The 15,382-nt window shown below is 65.0% G+C and carries 14 protein-coding genes; 8 read left to right on the forward strand and 6 right to left on the reverse strand.

The features are described 5' to 3' along the window. Positions 1 to 11 precede the first annotated feature (11 nt). From C8C99_RS06140 to C8C99_RS06160, 5 genes are read right to left on the reverse strand one after another with little or no spacing between them, the layout of a single operon-like run. Positions 12 to 812: an enoyl-CoA hydratase/isomerase family protein gene (locus C8C99_RS06140; RefSeq protein WP_043565471.1), complete on the reverse strand. Its 801-nt coding sequence runs from the start codon at positions 810 to 812 to the stop codon at positions 12 to 14. Next, positions 809 to 1,990: a thiolase family protein gene (locus C8C99_RS06145; protein WP_015014602.1), complete on the reverse strand. Its 1,182-nt coding sequence runs from the start codon at positions 1,988 to 1,990 to the stop codon at positions 809 to 811. The genes C8C99_RS06140 and C8C99_RS06145 overlap by 4 nt, the downstream gene beginning before the upstream one ends. 28 nt (positions 1,991 to 2,018) lie before the next feature. Then, the gene (locus tag C8C99_RS06150) at positions 2,019 to 3,686 is read right to left on the reverse strand and encodes a long-chain fatty acid--CoA ligase (RefSeq protein ID WP_015014601.1); all 1,668 of its coding nucleotides are present in this window, start codon (positions 3,684 to 3,686) and stop codon (positions 2,019 to 2,021) included. Beyond that, a complete protein-coding gene (locus C8C99_RS06155; protein WP_015014600.1) occupies positions 3,683 to 4,759 on the reverse strand; it encodes a CaiB/BaiF CoA-transferase family protein in 1,077 nt (358 codons plus the stop codon). The genes C8C99_RS06150 and C8C99_RS06155 overlap by 4 nt, the downstream gene beginning before the upstream one ends. A gap of 2 nt (positions 4,760 to 4,761) precedes the next feature. Beyond that, a complete protein-coding gene (locus C8C99_RS06160) occupies positions 4,762 to 5,907 on the reverse strand; it encodes an acyl-CoA dehydrogenase family protein (RefSeq protein ID WP_015014599.1) in 1,146 nt (381 codons plus the stop codon). Positions 5,908 to 6,101: 194 nt separating this feature from the next. On the opposite strand from C8C99_RS06160, the gene C8C99_RS06165 reads away from it, so the two are divergent. Next, positions 6,102 to 7,142, forward strand: a complete 1,041-nt coding sequence (locus C8C99_RS06165; RefSeq protein WP_015014598.1) for an AraC family transcriptional regulator — start codon at positions 6,102 to 6,104, stop codon at positions 7,140 to 7,142. Positions 7,143 to 7,477: 335 nt separating this feature from the next. Continuing rightward, the gene (locus tag C8C99_RS06170) at positions 7,478 to 8,527 is read left to right on the forward strand and encodes an MBL fold metallo-hydrolase (RefSeq protein ID WP_015014597.1); all 1,050 of its coding nucleotides are present in this window, start codon (positions 7,478 to 7,480) and stop codon (positions 8,525 to 8,527) included. Between the two features lie 188 nt (positions 8,528 to 8,715). Here C8C99_RS06170 and C8C99_RS06175 read toward each other — a convergent pair whose 3' ends face one another. Continuing rightward, positions 8,716 to 9,147 (reverse strand): hypothetical protein, encoded by a 432-nt coding sequence (locus tag C8C99_RS06175; RefSeq protein WP_051022544.1) that lies wholly within the window; start codon positions 9,145 to 9,147, stop codon positions 8,716 to 8,718. 113 nt (positions 9,148 to 9,260) lie between these two features. Here C8C99_RS06175 and C8C99_RS06180 point away from each other — a divergent pair, with 113 nt between their 5' ends. Genes C8C99_RS06180 through C8C99_RS06205 form a run of 6 tightly spaced genes read left to right on the forward strand, consistent with a single transcriptional unit; the run spans position 9,261 to position 15,329 of the window. Then, positions 9,261 to 10,628, forward strand: coding sequence for an MFS transporter (locus C8C99_RS06180; protein ID WP_012436225.1), 1,368 nt, complete (start codon positions 9,261 to 9,263; stop codon positions 10,626 to 10,628). A gap of 24 nt (positions 10,629 to 10,652) precedes the next feature. Further along, entirely contained in the window at positions 10,653 to 12,434 is a 1,782-nt protein-coding gene (locus C8C99_RS06185) for an acyl-CoA dehydrogenase (protein ID WP_108625260.1), read from the forward strand. A gap of 24 nt (positions 12,435 to 12,458) precedes the next feature. Further along, positions 12,459 to 13,208: an electron transfer flavoprotein subunit beta/FixA family protein gene (locus tag C8C99_RS06190; protein ID WP_015014594.1), complete on the forward strand. Its 750-nt coding sequence runs from the start codon at positions 12,459 to 12,461 to the stop codon at positions 13,206 to 13,208. Continuing rightward, positions 13,209 to 14,141: an electron transfer flavoprotein subunit alpha/FixB family protein gene (locus C8C99_RS06195; RefSeq protein WP_015014593.1), complete on the forward strand. Its 933-nt coding sequence runs from the start codon at positions 13,209 to 13,211 to the stop codon at positions 14,139 to 14,141. Positions 14,142 to 14,158: 17 nt separating this feature from the next. Beyond that, the gene (locus C8C99_RS06200; protein WP_015014592.1) at positions 14,159 to 15,073 is read left to right on the forward strand and encodes a LysR family transcriptional regulator; all 915 of its coding nucleotides are present in this window, start codon (positions 14,159 to 14,161) and stop codon (positions 15,071 to 15,073) included. 25 nt (positions 15,074 to 15,098) lie between these two features. After that, positions 15,099 to 15,329 carry an EexN family lipoprotein gene (locus C8C99_RS06205; RefSeq protein WP_015014591.1) on the forward strand — a complete coding sequence of 77 codons (231 nt, stop codon included), beginning with the start codon at positions 15,099 to 15,101 and terminating at the stop codon, positions 15,327 to 15,329. The last annotated feature ends 53 nt before the right edge of the window (positions 15,330 to 15,382 follow it).

A 15,382-nucleotide genomic window follows, 5' to 3' on the forward strand; every position in this document is an offset into this window, starting at 1 on the left:
AGAAACAGGCGCTATTGGCCGGTAAAGTTGGGTGTGCGCTTGCCTAGGAATGCCGCTTGCCCTTCCAGGTTGTCGGCCGAACGCAAAGCGACGAGGAAATTGCGCTTCTCATGCTCCAGGCCTTGCGCGAGCGGAGTTTCAAAGCTGGCCAGTGCCGCATCTTTCGCCAGCGCCACGGCCAGCGGCGAATTGGCTGCAATCCGGTTGGCCATCGCCAACGCCGTCGGCAGGGCCTGGCCATCAGCCGTCACTTCGGCGACCATGCCTGCATCGCAAGCCATGCGGGCGTCGATGAAATCGCCGGTCAGCAGCAGGGCCATGGCCTTGGACTTGCCGATAGCGTGGATCAGGCGCTGCGTGCCCCCGGCACCCGGAATGGCGCCCAGCTTGACTTCCGGCACACCGAAATTGGCGGACTCGCCAGCGATCGCGATGTCGCAGGCCAGCGCTAATTCTGTGCCGCCGCCCAGCGCGAGCTTTTCCACCGCTGCGATGACGGGCTTGGGGAAGCGCTCCAGTTCCGACCAAAAGTGGCCGCCTGCCGCCGCACGATCGCCCAGCAGCGGCTCGGCGCGCAGCGCATCGAAGGCCGTGATGTCGGCCCCGGCGCAGAACACGCCCTCGGCGCCGGTGATGATGACCGCGCGCACGGTATCGTCGTCGCGCAGTTGCACAAGCTGCGCACGCAGGCCATCGAATACCGCGCGGTTCAAGCTGTTCTTCGCGCGCGGGCGGTTGATGGTCAAGGTGGCGATGGCGCCATCGCGGCTGACGAGCACTTCGCTGGCTTCGCTCATGGTGGCCCCGCTCATCCAAGCCGCTCGATGATGGTGGCGTTGGCCGTGCCCGAGGCCTCGCAAATCGTCTGCAGGCCATAGCGGCCGCCCCGGCGCTCCAGCTCGCACAGCAGGTCAGTGAGCATGCGCGCGCCGGTAGAGCCCAGCGGATGGCCGATGGCTATCGAGCCGCCGTTGACGTTGAGGCGGTCGTCCAGGATGCCGAACTCCTGCTGAAACATCAGCGGCACGCCTCCGAAGGCCTCGTTGACTTCGAACAGATCGATATCGTCGAGGGTCAGACCCGATTCCTTCAGTGCCTTGCGGGTGGCGTCGAGCACAGCGGTGAACTGGATCACCGGGTCGGCGGCGGCCACGGCGGTGCTGACGAAGCGCGCACGCGGCTTCAGGCCGTGTTGCTTGGCGTAGGCACGGCTGGCGATCAGCAGCGCGGCGGCGCCGTCGCTGATCTGCGATGAGTTGGCGGCCGTGGTGGCGCCGTCGGCGGCAAACACGGCTTTCAGCGTGGCCATCTTCTCGGGGTTGGGGTCCGCGCGCACGCCCTCGTCGGCGGCGACGACCGGGCTGTCCGGATCGGCCGGATCCTCGGTCAGCCGCACCAGTTGATCCTTGACGCGGCCAGCCTGCGAGGCCTCGGTGGCCCGCCGATGGCTACGCACGGCGAAGGCATCCAGGGCCTCGCGCGTGAGGCCAAAGCGCTTGTTCATCAACTCCGAGGAAGCGCCCTGCGGTATCAGCGGGTTGTCCTGGTAGCGCGCCAGTTCGCTCGGGCTGTATTGCGCGCCAAGCGGCGCACCAGGCTTGAATGACGGCGGCATGGGCGCCTGCGACATCGACTCCACCCCGGCGCCGATGACCAACTGGTAGGCACCCGCTTGAATACCGTGCACAGCAAAGCTCACCGCCTGCTGGCCGGAGCCGCATTGCCGGTCGACCGTCACCGCCGGAACGGATTCGGGCAGCCCCGCCGCCAGCACGGCATGCCGGCCCAGGTTGCCGTGCTGCTGGTCCCACTGCAGCACGCAGCCGACGATCACATCGTCCAGATCGGCCGGGTTGATGCCGGAGTGCTCGACCAGTTGGCGCAGCGTCTCGCCCAACAAATCGACGGGATGCCATTTCTGCAGGCGCCCGCCGCGCTTGCCCACGGGGGTGCGCAGCGCACCGACGATGACGGGTTCATGGTCTTTCATGTTGTTCTCCTGGATAAAAAAGCCGGCGTCACTCGGCGTAGCGATCCGCGTGCTCGGCGCGTATACGCTTCTTGTCGAGCTTGCCGACGCTGGTCTTGGGGATGGCCTCGACGAACAGGACCTGATCCGGCAACTGCCACTTGGCGAAGGCGCTGGTCAGGTGTTCCTGCAGTTGTTCCTGGGTCGCCTGCTGGCCAGGCTTCAGCACCACCAGGGCCAGCGGCCTCTCCTGCCACTTCGGATGCGGAACGCCGACAACTGCGGCGTCGCGCACGGCGGGGTGACCCATGAGCAGGTTTTCCATGTCGATGGAAGAAATCCATTCGCCGCCGCTCTTGATCACGTCCTTGATGCGGTCGGTGACCTTGAGGTAGCCGTTCTCGTCCACCGTGCCGACATCGCCCGAGCGCCACCAGCCGCCTTCCAGGAAGCGGTCTGCGGAGTCGGGCATGTCGTGGTAGCTGGCCGTGATCCAGGGGCCGCGCACGCAGATCTCGCCTGCCGACTTTCCGTCATGCGGCAAGTCCTTGTCGTCGGCATCGACGATGCGGATGTCCACCCCGGTCAGCACCAGACCTTGCTTGCGCTTCAGGTTCCAGCGCTCTTCCTCGGTCAGGCGCTTCTTGAGCGTGGACTTGAGGCGGTTCATCGTCACCAGCGTCGTGGCTTCGGTGGCGCCGTAGCCATGCACCACCTCGGCACCGGTGAGTTTGTAGAAACCGATCATCATCGACAGCGGCGGCTCGGAGGCGCCGGACAGCATGCGCATGCGGCTGAAGTCCGGCTTGACCGGCATCGTCTCGATGTACTGCAGCATGGGCTGGAAGATGGCCGGTGCGCCGTTGGCGACCGTCACGCCCTCGGCGATCATGGCGTCAACCAGGGGCTTGGTGTCCTCGGCGACATAGCGGCCCGGCAGCACGATCTTGTCGCCCAGCAGCGTGGCGGCCTGCGGCAAGCCCCAGCATTGCCCGTGGAACATGGGGGTGATGAGCATCACACAGTCGTCCAGCGTCATGCCCAGATTGGTGGCCATGCCCGTGGAATGCATGTAGATGCCGCGGTGCGAGTAGTACACGCCCTTGGGCCTGCCCGTGGTGCCGGTGGTGTAGCAGGCGCTGTAGGCCGAGGTTTCGTCGATCTCGGGCCAGTCGATCTGGGTGTCGGCGGCGGCCAGCAGGTCTTCGTAGTGCAGCAGCGGTTTCAGCGTGGTCTTGATCTGGTCCAGCGGCTTGTCGGTCATGACAATCCAGCCCTTGATCTGGGGCGAATTCGCTGCGACGGATTCGGCAATGGGTAGTAATGACTCGTCCACGCAAACGTAGGACACCTTGCTGTGGTCGACCACGTAGCCCAGGTCCTCTGGGCCCAGGCGCAGATTCATCTGCAACATGACAGCACCCAGGCCGGGAATAGACCAGTACAGCTCGAAGTGACGTCGGCTGTTCCAGTCCAGGATGCCGACCCGGTCGCCGGGCTCGACACCGAGCGCGCGCAGCGCATTGGCGCTGCGGCAGACGCGCGCGTAGCAGTCGGCATAGGTGTAGCGATCCCAGCCGCCATCGGGTGTGCGGTAGACGATCTCCTGGTCCCCATGGGTGCGCGCGGCGTGCCGGATCAGCGTCGTGGTGTTGAGCTGGCGGTCGTTGCCCGTGGTGGACGGGCAGCCGCGGACGATGTGGGTGGTAGCAGTCATTTCTTTGTCTCCTGGGTGGTGGTTGCGTTGAGTGCCTGGAACCGTGGGGCCGGGGCCGCTTCGATGGCGCCGAAAGAGGTGGTCTGGTAGATGCCCCGTACCGCGTTGTGCGGATGCCGCACTGCCTCGGCCAGGCTGAGAACGGGTGCAAAGCAGGCGTCGCTGCCTTCAAGCAGCGCGCACCAGTGCGCCTGGGGCTGGGTGCGGATGAGGGCCGCGATGCGCTCCTTCAACGCCGGCCACGCCGCCGTGTCGTACTGGTCTGCAGGGTTCACGTCCGCCAGGCCCAACTTGGACAACAGCAATGCGTAGAACGGCGGCTCGATCGCGCCGAGGCTGATGAAGCCACCGTCGGCGCAGACGTACACGTCATAGAACGGCGAATCGTGGAACGGGCTCGGCTGTGCGCCGTCGATCTGCCCGTTGGCGCGAATCCAGTGCACCAGCGTGCCCAGCATGGCCACGATGTCCACGATGGCTGCGTCCACAACCCGGCCACGGCCGGTGGCCCGTGCATCGACCAGCGCGCAGGCGATGCCAAAAGCCATGCCTAGCGCCCCGGCACCGTCCCCGAGTACCGAGGGCGGCACGATGGGCGCCTGCCCCCTGTGCGCCGACAGCGACAGCAGGCCCGTCAGCGCGACGTAGTTCAGGTCGTGGCCCGCGGCCTGGGCAAGCGGCCCGTCCTGGCCCCAGCCCGTCATCCGGCCATAGACCAGTCGGGGATTGCGCGCCGCGCAATCTGCGGGGCCAAAGCCCAGCCGCTCCATCACCCCTGGGCGAAAGCCTTCGATTAGGGCGTCGGCCTGGGCAATCAGCTCCAGTGCGCGCGCCTTGCCACCTGGCGACTTCAGGTCGATGACCTCGACCTTCTTACCGCGGTGCAGCGGGTTCTCCACCGTCCCGCCCAGCCGCTGCGCCCCAGCAGCCTGCTCGGCCCGTGCCAGCGCGATCACCTCGGCGCCCATGTCGACCAGCATCCTGGCGGCCAGAGGGCCTGGACCGATGCCCTCAAACTCCACCACACGGACGCCGTGCAGCGGCAACTGCAGCGTGTGCGACGTGTGCGGCATGTTCACAGCTTCCTCGAAACCAGGTCTTTCAGGACCTCGTTGGCACCGCCGTAGATCTTCTGCACTCGCGAAGCGGCATACATCCGCGCGATCGGGTACTCGGCCATGTAGCCGTAGCCGCCGAACAATTGGAGACACTCGTCCACCACGCGGCACTGCTGTTCGGTGCACCACCACTTGGCCATGTAGGCGGCCTCGTTGTCGAGTGTGCCGTCCAGCAGTCGCTGGGTACAGTCGTTGACGAAGCTGCGCACCACATGCGCGATGGTCGCCATCTCGGCCAGCTTTTGGCGCGTTGTCTGCATGTCGAACAGAGGCGCGCCGAATATCTTGCGCTGCTTCGTGTATTCGATGGTGAGCTCCAACGCCCGGTCGATGACGGCCGCCGCCGGCACTGCAATGACCATGCGCTCGTAGGGCAACGCGCCCATTAGTTGCCCAAAGCCTTGGCCTTCAACGCCCCCCAGCAGTTGGTCGGCTGGAACGCGCACGCTGTCGAAGAAAAGCTCCGCCGTGTCCGAGGCCTGCATGCCGATCTTTTCAAGCAGGCGGCCCACACGAAAGCCTGGCAGGTTCTCGGTCTCCAATACGAACAGCGACACCCCTTTGCTGCCCGCGCCACTGGTGCGCGCCGCGACGATCAGCAGGTTTCCGGTGAAGCCGTTGGTGATGAAGGTCTTGGCGCCGTCGATCACGTAGTGGTCGCCGTCGCGCCGGGCCCGCGTGGAGATGGCCTTCAGATCCGAGCCGCAGCCCGGCTCGGTCATCGCGATTGCGGCCAGCATCTCGCCGTTCGTCACCTTGGGCAGCCAGCGCTGCTTTTGCGCTTCGGTGCCGAAGTCCAGGATGTAATGCGACGCGATGGTGTGCACCGCGATATTGACCGGCATCTCGGCCTTGGCCAGTTCGTCCTGCACCACCAGCTGGTAGGCGAGGCTAGCGCCGGCACCACCATAGGTCTCGGGCATCTCGGGCAGCAGAAAGCTCATCTCGCCGAACGGACGCCAGACCTCGCGCGGGATGTAGCCCTGGCGGCGCCATTCGTCGAGCCGGGGAGTAAATTCGGCGGCAACGTAGCGGCGCACCTGCTCGCGAAAGGCGTCGATCTCGCCGTCCATCCAGGCGTGGCGATACAGCTGTGGCAGCATGAGCGTGTCTCCTTGTATGTTGGCTTCTGACCCCGCGCCGGGCGTTCCGCACAGCGCCACTGCCGAAGTGCTTTGGGGGATGCGACAATCGTAATAATTGGCCCCTGCAAGGGCGATGGCGGATTGCCTCAATCAACTGACAAATAACTTCGTTCGGCCCGTGCGACCGGCGTTGACCCCTTCGATCACACGCCATGCTGCAACCCGTCTTTACTGCTCCTATCTTCGCCGTGCATGGCCTGCTGGACGGCGCGCGCGGCAAGGGGCTGGCCACGCAAGAATGGCTGGAGGGCGTGCTGGGGCGCGCAGGCATCAGCGAATCGCTACTGGATCTGGAGGATTCGCGCGTAACCGTGGAGCAGTTCAACGCGCTGTTTATCGCCGTCAAGGACAGCCTGAACGACGAGTGCCTGGGCTACCTGCATGGGCGGCCCATGCGCCCGGGCAGCTTCGCGCTAATGGTGCGCAGCGCGTTCACTGCCCATTCGTTGTCATACGCCCTGCGTCGCCTGAGCGAATCCTTCGCCCTGCTGCAGGACGACGTGGCGCTGGTGCCCGTGACCGAGGGCGCGCTGGGGGGCTTCGCGCTGGAGATGCGCGGCGGCGCGGGCGCACATGCCGAATTCCTTCACGCACATCTGCTGCGCGTGTTCTGGCGCTTGCTGCTGTGGCTGCACGGCGGCCGGCTGGTGCCGCAGCGATTCGACTTCAATTTTGCGCAGCCGCTCCATGCGATGAGCTACGGGCGCATCTTTTCCGGTACGCTGTGCTTCGGGCAGCCGCGCACGGCCGCCTGGTTCGACGCCGACGCCTTCAAACAGCCGGTGCGGCGCGATCGGGACGCGCTGCAGTCCTTCCTGCGCGCCACGCCGGGCAACGTGGTGGGTCCGCACCTGAACGAGCGCAGCGCCAGCGCGCGGGTCCGCATGGTGCTGCAGCGGGCCAGCCCCGAATGGCCCGACCTGGCCGTCACCGCGCAGCGCCTGCACATGTCGGTGAGCGCGTTGCAGCGGCACCTGGCCACCGAGGACACTTCCTTCCAGGCACTGAAGGACCAACTGCGGCGCGACATGGCGATCGTGCGCCTGACCAGCAGCGAAGCCTCGCTCATCGCCATCGCCGCCGACCTGGGCTTCACCGACAGCACCGCCTTCCAGCGCGCCTTCAAGGTCTGGACCGGCAGCGCGCCGGGAGCCTACCGCGCCCGCTCGCGCAGCGGGCAGCACCCTACATAGAGGCATTCGACCAATTCCGGCACGGCCACGAGGCTGTAGCCGACCACCGAGAAGATCGGCGCCTTCATAGCTGCCGGGCCTTGGCCCACATCGAGCGAGGCTCTCGTGCGCTCAAGAGACTGTTTGCAGCCCTTGAGGCAGTTGCACCGACGGCAGCGCAGCGACAGGCTGCGCCAGGAAGCAGATGTTTTCCGTCAGCCTATCGAGGTCATTCGTCATTGCCACCCGTTGAGGCTGACTTCTAAGCTTCCTAAGCTAAAACTGAACTCGCACTGCATAGGAGTGATGGCTGTGTGCCATTTGGAGCGGCACTGCCAGAATGTAAATCAAGCATCATGACCGACGCAGCCCCGGCACTCTCGTATCCGTTCTCGGATCTCCCACTCCCTGGCCAAGCCACGGAAATCAAGCCTGGTGTGCTGTGGCTGCGCATGCTGCTGCCGTTTTCCCTGGATCACATCAACCTCTGGGCATTGAGCGACGGTCCTGGTTGGGCGGTCGTGGACACGGGCATTCGCAGCGTGGACGTCAGGAACGCGTGGCTCGCCTTGCTCGCTCCGCAGGGGCCGCTAGCCGGCCGTCCCATCTCCCGTGTGATAGCGACGCACATGCACCCGGATCATGTGGGCATGGCGGGATGGTTGACACGTCGCTTCGAATGCGCGCTTTGGATGACACGAGACGAGTATTTGAGCTGTCGGGTGATGCTTGCCGATACGGGGCGGGAAGCGCCAGTCGATGGCGTTCGCTTCTATCGGAGGGCCGGATGGAGCGACACCGAGGTGGATGAGTACCGCACCCGGTTCGGTGACTTCGGTAAGATGATCCATCCATTGCCTGACAGCTTTGTGCGGCTCACGGATGGCCAGATGTTGCGGATCGGGGACCAGGAATGGGAAGTCATCGTCGGCACAGGACATTCCCCCGAGCACGCGTGCTTCTACTCGCGCGAACTGGATTTGCTGATATCGGGGGATCAGGTTCTTCCCAGGATCAGTTCCAATACCTCCGTGTACGCCACCGAGCCGCATGCGAATCCTCTGCAGGGCTGGCTCGATTCCATCGACCGGTTGATGCAACGCGTACCTGGGAGCGCCCTGATTCTGCCTGCCCACAACGAACCTTTCCATGGCCTGCACCTACGGTTGGAGCAACTGCGTGCGAGCACCGTCAGAGGCACCGACCGCGTCAGGCAACAACTTGTGCAGCCTCTGAGGGTCATCGACCTGGTTCGCGCCCTGTACCGTTCGTCCATTGTTGCGGAGCAAATGCACCTCAACCTCGCGACCGGAGAGACGCTCGCCCACCTAAACTATCTCGACCAGCGTGGGGAAATCGTGTCTGCAGAAGACGAAGACGGTGCAATGCGCTATCGGCTCGCCTGATGCACTAATTTGCCCTCAAGGATATAGAAGTAACCCAATCAAGCCTGTCATTGACTGGGTTCTTTGCTGATGTGTTTCGAGAGCAATGAGTCCTTGCACCAGCGCGTCGTGTACGGCCTCCAGTTCTTTGAACACCGTGTTGGCAAACCAATCCTGGCACGGCACCTTCCACAGATGCTCGACCGGGTTCAGCTCAAGGCTGGCAGAAACTCTAGGCGCATATTCTGTGGCACATCCAAGTGACCCGCGATGTGCCAACCCGCCTGATCCATGACCATCATGATGAACTCGACGGCATGGCGTCGCGCCATCTCGGCCAGGAACACCTGCATCGTCTCAGCGTTGGCCCAGGGCAGCACCAGAGAGTCAATCACGCCATCGTGCGTGCTGACGGCGGCGAAGGCGTACAGGGTCTGGCGTTGAGGCGTGCGCCGACGATGGGGCGTGAGCCCCTGGGCACCCAACACTGCCGGGGTGTTCCCAGCAGGCAGAAGCGCCCTTCGTGCTGGAATATCAGCCGCACGGGCGACCATATTCAGCTTGACGCCTGACCTCTTGGCGCACTTGAACAGTGCTCTCAGAAAGGGGCCGTTTGTCATTCGATCGGGGCGCTTCGTCATCGCGGCTCGCAGCACCGGCACCTAGGATTCCTTGTGTGCGCTGGACGACATGTAGCGGAGCGGCGATGACCGCCGCCCCACGATCCAGAGCCTAACCCAAAGGAGACAAACACGTGTGCCAAATCGACATGCAGAAGCTCGCCGACGACGCTCGCTTCAACCGCTTTCATGCCAAGGTGCTTCTGTGGTGCCTGTTGATTCTCATCATCGACGGCTATGACATCGCCGTGGTGGGCATCGCCCTGCCGTCCATCATGCAGCAGATGGGCGTGAACGCATCGACTGCCGGTTTCATGGCCAGTTCGGCCCTGTTCGGCATGATGTTCGGCGCCATGGTTCTGGGCACGCTGTCCGACCGGATTGGTCGGCGCTGGGCCCTCTCCATTGGCGTCATGCTGTTCAGCGTGTTCACCGCGGCCGCCGGATTCACCAAGGATCCCATCAGCTTCAGCGTGGTGCGCTTCATCGCGGGCCTGGGGATTGGCGGTGTGCTGCCGGTCATCGTGGCACAGATGGTCGAGTACTCGCCCAAGAAGATCCGCAGCCTGATGACGGCGCTGATGACTTCGGGCTACGCACTGGGCGGCATCCTGGCCGCGGTGCTCGGCAAGCAGCTGATCGGCGAGTACGGCTGGCAGGTCGTTTTCATCGCAGCGGGTGTGCCGGTCCTGCTGATTCCGTTCATCCTGAAGCTGGTGCCGGAATCAATGACCTACCTGATCTCGCGCAGCCGCAACGGCGAACTGGCCGAAGTGGCCCGTAATCTCCAGCCGGGAGTCAAGCACCCGGCGGACGCCCAGTTCGTCGTGCCCACCGCCGACCGCGTGGCGGGTGCGCCGGTCTCCCGGCTGTTCCAGGACGGGCGAGGCCCGAGCACGGTGCTGTTCTGGATCGCCTTCTTCTCGGGCCTGTTCATGGTCTATGCGCTCAGCAGCTGGCTGACCAAGCTGATGGCTATGGCTGGCTACAGCCTGGGGTCTGCCCTCAGCTTCGTGATCGCGCTGAACGTTGGCGCCATCATCGGTGCCGTGGGAGGCGGGTGGCTCGCCGACAAGTTCAACATCAAGTGGGTGCTGGTGGGGATGTATGCGCTGGGCGGCGTGCTGCTGTACCTGATGACGTTCCAGACCTCGACCGAGCTGCGTTATCTGATCATCGGCGCGGTCGGCGCCTGCACCACCGGCGCGCAATTGGTGGCCTATGCCTACTGCGGGCAGTTTTACCCGATGTCCATCCGCTCGACCGGCATCGGCATGGCCTCCGGCGTGGGGCGCCTGGGCGCGATCGCGGCGCCGCTGCTAATCGGCCAGATCGTTGCGCTTGAGCTGCCGCTGGAGCAGAACTTCCTGGTGATCGGGGCTTTCGGGATCATCGGCTCGATCGCCCTGGCGTTCATCAGGCATGGCGGCCCGGCGTCGGTGGGCCCGCAAGAGGCTGCACGCGAGTTGCGCCCGTCGCAACAGACGCCGCAAAACGCCTGATCGTAGCCATCAAGGAAATTCGCTGTGTCTGTCTACATAGCCCCCCTGCGCGAAATGCTGTTCGCCATGAAAGAGGTCGGCGGCCTGGACGCGATCTGCGCCCAGCCGGACCATGAAGAAACCACGCCCGACCTGGTCGAGGCCATCCTGCAGGAGGCGGCTAATTACGCCGCTGGCGTGCTGGATCCGCTCAACCACCCCGGCGACGTGCAGGGCGCGCGCTGGCACGATGGTCGGGTCACGCCCGCCGACGGCTTTCGCGAAGCCTGGGCCAGCTTCTGCGAGAACGGCTGGAACGGCATGCCCGCTGCCACCGAATGGGGCGGCCAGGGCCTGCCCACGCTGGTCTCCACCGCCGTGCTGGAGATGTGGAAGTCGTCCAACCTCGCGTTCAGCCTGTGCCAGATGCTCACGCTGGGCGCGGTGGAGGCCATTGCGCACCATGGCAGCGACGCACTCCAGCGCCGCTTCCTGGCACCCATGGTCGAGGGCCGCTGGACGGGCACCATGAACCTCACCGAGCCCCAGGCCGGCTCCGACCTGGCCGCGCTGCGCAGCCGTGCCGTACACGAGGGCGACCACTACCGCGTCAGCGGCAACAAGATCTTCATCACCTGGGGCGAGCACGACATGGCCGAGAACATCGTGCACCTGGTGCTGGCGCGCCTACCCGATGCGCCACCGGGGGTGAAAGGCATCTCGCTGTTCCTGTGCCCGAAGTACCTGGTCAACGACGATGGCACCCTGGGCGAACGCAACGACTTGGCCTGCACGTCGATTGAGCACAAGATGGGCATCCACGGCAGCCCCACGGCGTCGATGAGTTTTGGCGACAGCGGCGGCGCTATCGGCTACCTGGTCGGCGAGCCGCACCAGGGGCTGGCCTGCATGTTCACCATGATGAACCACGCGCGGCTGAACGTTGGCCTGGAAGGCGTGGGCATTTCCGAGCGCGCCTACCAGCGCGCACGCGCCTATGCGCTGGAGCGGGTGCAGGGCAAGCCGCTGATCAGCGGCAGCACCGCCATCGCAGGCCACCCGGACGTGCGGCGCATGCTGATGGACATGAAGGCCCGCACCGAGGCCATGCGCGCGCTGGCCTACTTCTGCGCCGGTCAGATGGACCGCGCCGCGGGCCACGCCGATGCGCAGGAGCGCGCGCAGGCGCAGGCCCTGGTCGGCCTGCTGATACCGGTGGTCAAAGGCTGGTGTACCGACAGCGCGCAGGGCATCACGTCCGACGGCGTGCAGGTGCATGGCGGCATGGGCTACGTCGAGGAAACCGGCGCCTCGCAGCACATGCGCGACGCGCGCATCACGACCATCTACGAAGGCACCACGGGCATCCAGGCCAACGACCTGATCGGCCGCAAGCTGGCACGCGAGGGCGGGCGCACGCTGAAGGCGCTGCTGGGCCGCATCGACGGCGATGCGCGCCGGTTGGTCGAATCGCCCGATGCAGTGCTGGCGCAGATCGGCCGCGCGTTGGCAGCCGCTGCCCAGGCGCTGGACGAAGCGGCCGACTGGCTGCTGGCCCACGACGGTCAACCCGCGCAGTGCGCGGCGGGCGCCGTGCCCTTCCTGCGGCTGGCGGGCACCGTGATCGGCGGCTGGCTGTCGGCGCGCATGGCCGAAGCCGCTACCGCGCAACTCGCGGCGGGCGCGGGCGATGCGGGCTTTCTCGGTACCAAGCGCGCCACAGCCAGCCATTACGCGGCGCATGTCCTGGTGCAGGCGCCGATGCTGCGCGACATCGTCACGGGCGGCGCCGCCAGCACGCTGGCCCTGGCGGACGATCAACTCTGAATGATCCTGAAAGGAAACCCTCCCATGAAAATCCTGGTTCCCGTCAAGCGGGTGGTTGACTACAACGTCAAGGTCCGCGTCAAGAGCGATGGCAGCGGCGTGGACATCGCCAATGTCAAGATGAGCATGAACCCCTTCGACGAGATTGCCGTCGAAGAGGCTGTGCGGCTCAGGGAGAAAGGCGCGGCAACGGAGATCGTCGCCGTCTCGTGCGGCGTGTCTCAATGCCAGGAGACGCTGCGCACCGCCATGGCCATCGGTGCCGACCGCGGCATCCTAGTCGAGACCAATGAAGAACTGCAGCCGCTGGCCGTGGCTAAGCTGCTCAAGGCCCTGATCGACAAGGAACAGCCCGGCCTCGTGATCCTGGGCAAGCAGGCCATCGACGACGACTGCAACCAGACCGGCCAGATGCTGGCGGCGCTGGCCGGTCTGCCGCAAGCCACCTTCGCCTCCAAGGTCGAGCTCGCCGGCGACAAGGCAGCCGTGACCCGCGAAGTGGACGGCGGCCTGGAAACCCTCAGCCTCACGCTGCCCGCGGTCATCACCGCCGACCTGCGCCTGAACGAACCGCGCTACGTCACCTTGCCCAACATCATGAAGGCCAAGAAAAAGCCGCTGGACACCATCAAGCCCGAAGACCTCGGCGTTCAAGTCGCCCCACGCCTGAAGACCCTGAAGGTGACCGAACCCGCCAAGCGCGGCGCCGGCGTGAAGGTGGCTGACGTGGCCGCCCTGGTCGAAAAACTCAAGAACGAAGCGAAGGTGATCTAAATGTCGGTACTCGTTATTGCTGAACACGACAACGCATCCATCAAGGGCGCAACCCTGAACACCGTGACGGCCGCAGCCGCTTGCGGTGGCGACGTGCACGTGCTGGTGGCCGGTGAAAACGCCGGTGCAGCCGCCCAGGCCGCAGCGCAAATCGCCGGCGTCGCCAAGGTCATCCACGCCGACGGCGCCAGCCTGAAGAACGGCCTGGCCGAGAACGTCGCCGCGCAAGTGCTGGCCATCGCCGGCAACTACAGCCACATCCTGTTCCCGGCCACGGCCGGCGGCAAGAACGTGGCCCCGCGCGTGGCCGCCAAGCTCGACGTCGCCCAGATCAGCGACATCACCAAGGTGGTGAGCGCCGACACCTTCGAACGCCCCATCTACGCCGGCAATGCCATCGCTACCGTGCAAAGCTGCGACGCCACCAAAGTCATCACCGTGCGCACCACCGGCTTCGACGCCACAGCGGCGACCGGAGGCAACGCAGCAGTGGAAACGCCAACCGCAGCGGCAGACACCGGCAAGAGCAGCTACGTGGGCAGCGAAATCGCCAAGAGCGACCGGCCCGAACTGACGGCGGCCAAGATCATCGTCTCCGGCGGCCGTGCGCTGGGCAGCAAGGAAAAATTCGACGAAGTCATCACCCCGCTGGCCGACAAGCTGGGCGCGGCCATCGGCGCGAGCCGCGCGGCGGTGGATGCGGGCTACGCGCCCAATGACCTGCAGGTGGGCCAGACCGGCAAGATCGTGGCGCCGCAGCTGTACGTGGCGGCGGGCATCTCGGGGGCGATCCAGCACCTGGCGGGCATGAAGGACTCCAAGGTGATCGTGGCGATCAACAAGGACCCGGAGGCGCCGATCTTCAGCGTGGCCGACTACGGGCTGGAGGCGGACCTGTTCGCGGCTGTGCCGGAACTCGTCAAGGCCTTTTAACTTGGATGAGATACACCATGGAGCTTCGGCATTTGCGTTGCTTTATAGCGGTGGCCGAAGAACTTCACTTTGGCCGCGCAGCGGAAAAGCTGCACATCGATCAGTCCCCTTTGTCGCGCACCATCAAGGAGATAGAGGAAGAGCTCGGGGCGCAACTGTTCACGCGAACCACGCGAAGCACCCGCCTGACCTTTGCCGGAATGGCATTCCTGGAGCGGGTGCCGCGAATCTTCGAAGCTCTGAAACAGGCGTGTGACGGCGTCAAGTCCGCCGCCAGTGGGTTTCAGGGACAGTTGCGCATCGCTTTGTCCGATGGCATCACGCCCTCGCGAATGCCGACGCTGCTGGCACGGAGCCGAGAGGAAGATCCAGAGATTGACATTCGGTTATTTGAGGTGCCGTTGGACCAACAGATCAAGGGTCTGCACGATGACCTGTATGACGTCGGCTTTTCGATGGCCGAAGAGGTGGGCGACGGCATTGTGGTCAGGCCTGCGTGGGAAGACGAGCTGATGGTGGCGGTCCCAGCTCGCCATCCTGTGCTGGCCCACAAGCACGTTCCGTTGGAAGAAGTGTTGCGCTATCCGCTGGCGCTATGCGATCCGGCGATATGCGAAGGCCATGCACGCCAAGTTGATCGCGTTTTGCAGCGCTACGAGCAACAGCCACTGATCGCCCAGCGCGTGGCGTCCTATGAGGTGATGATGACCTTAGTCTCCGCCGGATTGGCACTTGGTTTGGCGGGCGCCGCGCACATTGCATCCGGCCGTGGGCCAGGTGTTGTGGCCCGGCGCTTGGCGGGCAAGTCGCAGATGCTGGCCACGTATCTGCTGCACCGTGACGTGGAGCCCTCCGAAATGCTGGCTCGGTTCATCGCACGAGTGGACTCCATTGATTCGGCGGATGGCTCCAGCGCCGCCGAGGACTCCTGATCCACCTGCTGAAAGGACCCAAGCCATGCCCCGATTCCTGCCGCTGCTGATGGCCGCTGCACTGACAGCCTCCTGTGGGCCATCCCAACCGACGGAAACCGTGGACTTCCTCGTGGCCCATCCTGAGCGTCTCAAGGAAGTCCAGCGCCTGTGCAAGGAAGAGCGCGCGAAGGCCGGCGAAGAACTCTGCCGACGTGCCGCCGAGGCCGCGAATCGCCGCTTCTTCGGTGATCGGCCGGAGCAGAAGCCTCAATAGGGCACCCCTCCGTCGCGGCGCGGCGACGAAGGTCTCACTGTTACCTCATCACG

It is taken from the genome of Acidovorax sp. 107, from assembly GCF_003058055.1.
In the GTDB taxonomy this organism is placed as follows: domain Bacteria; phylum Pseudomonadota; class Gammaproteobacteria; order Burkholderiales; family Burkholderiaceae_C; genus Acidovorax.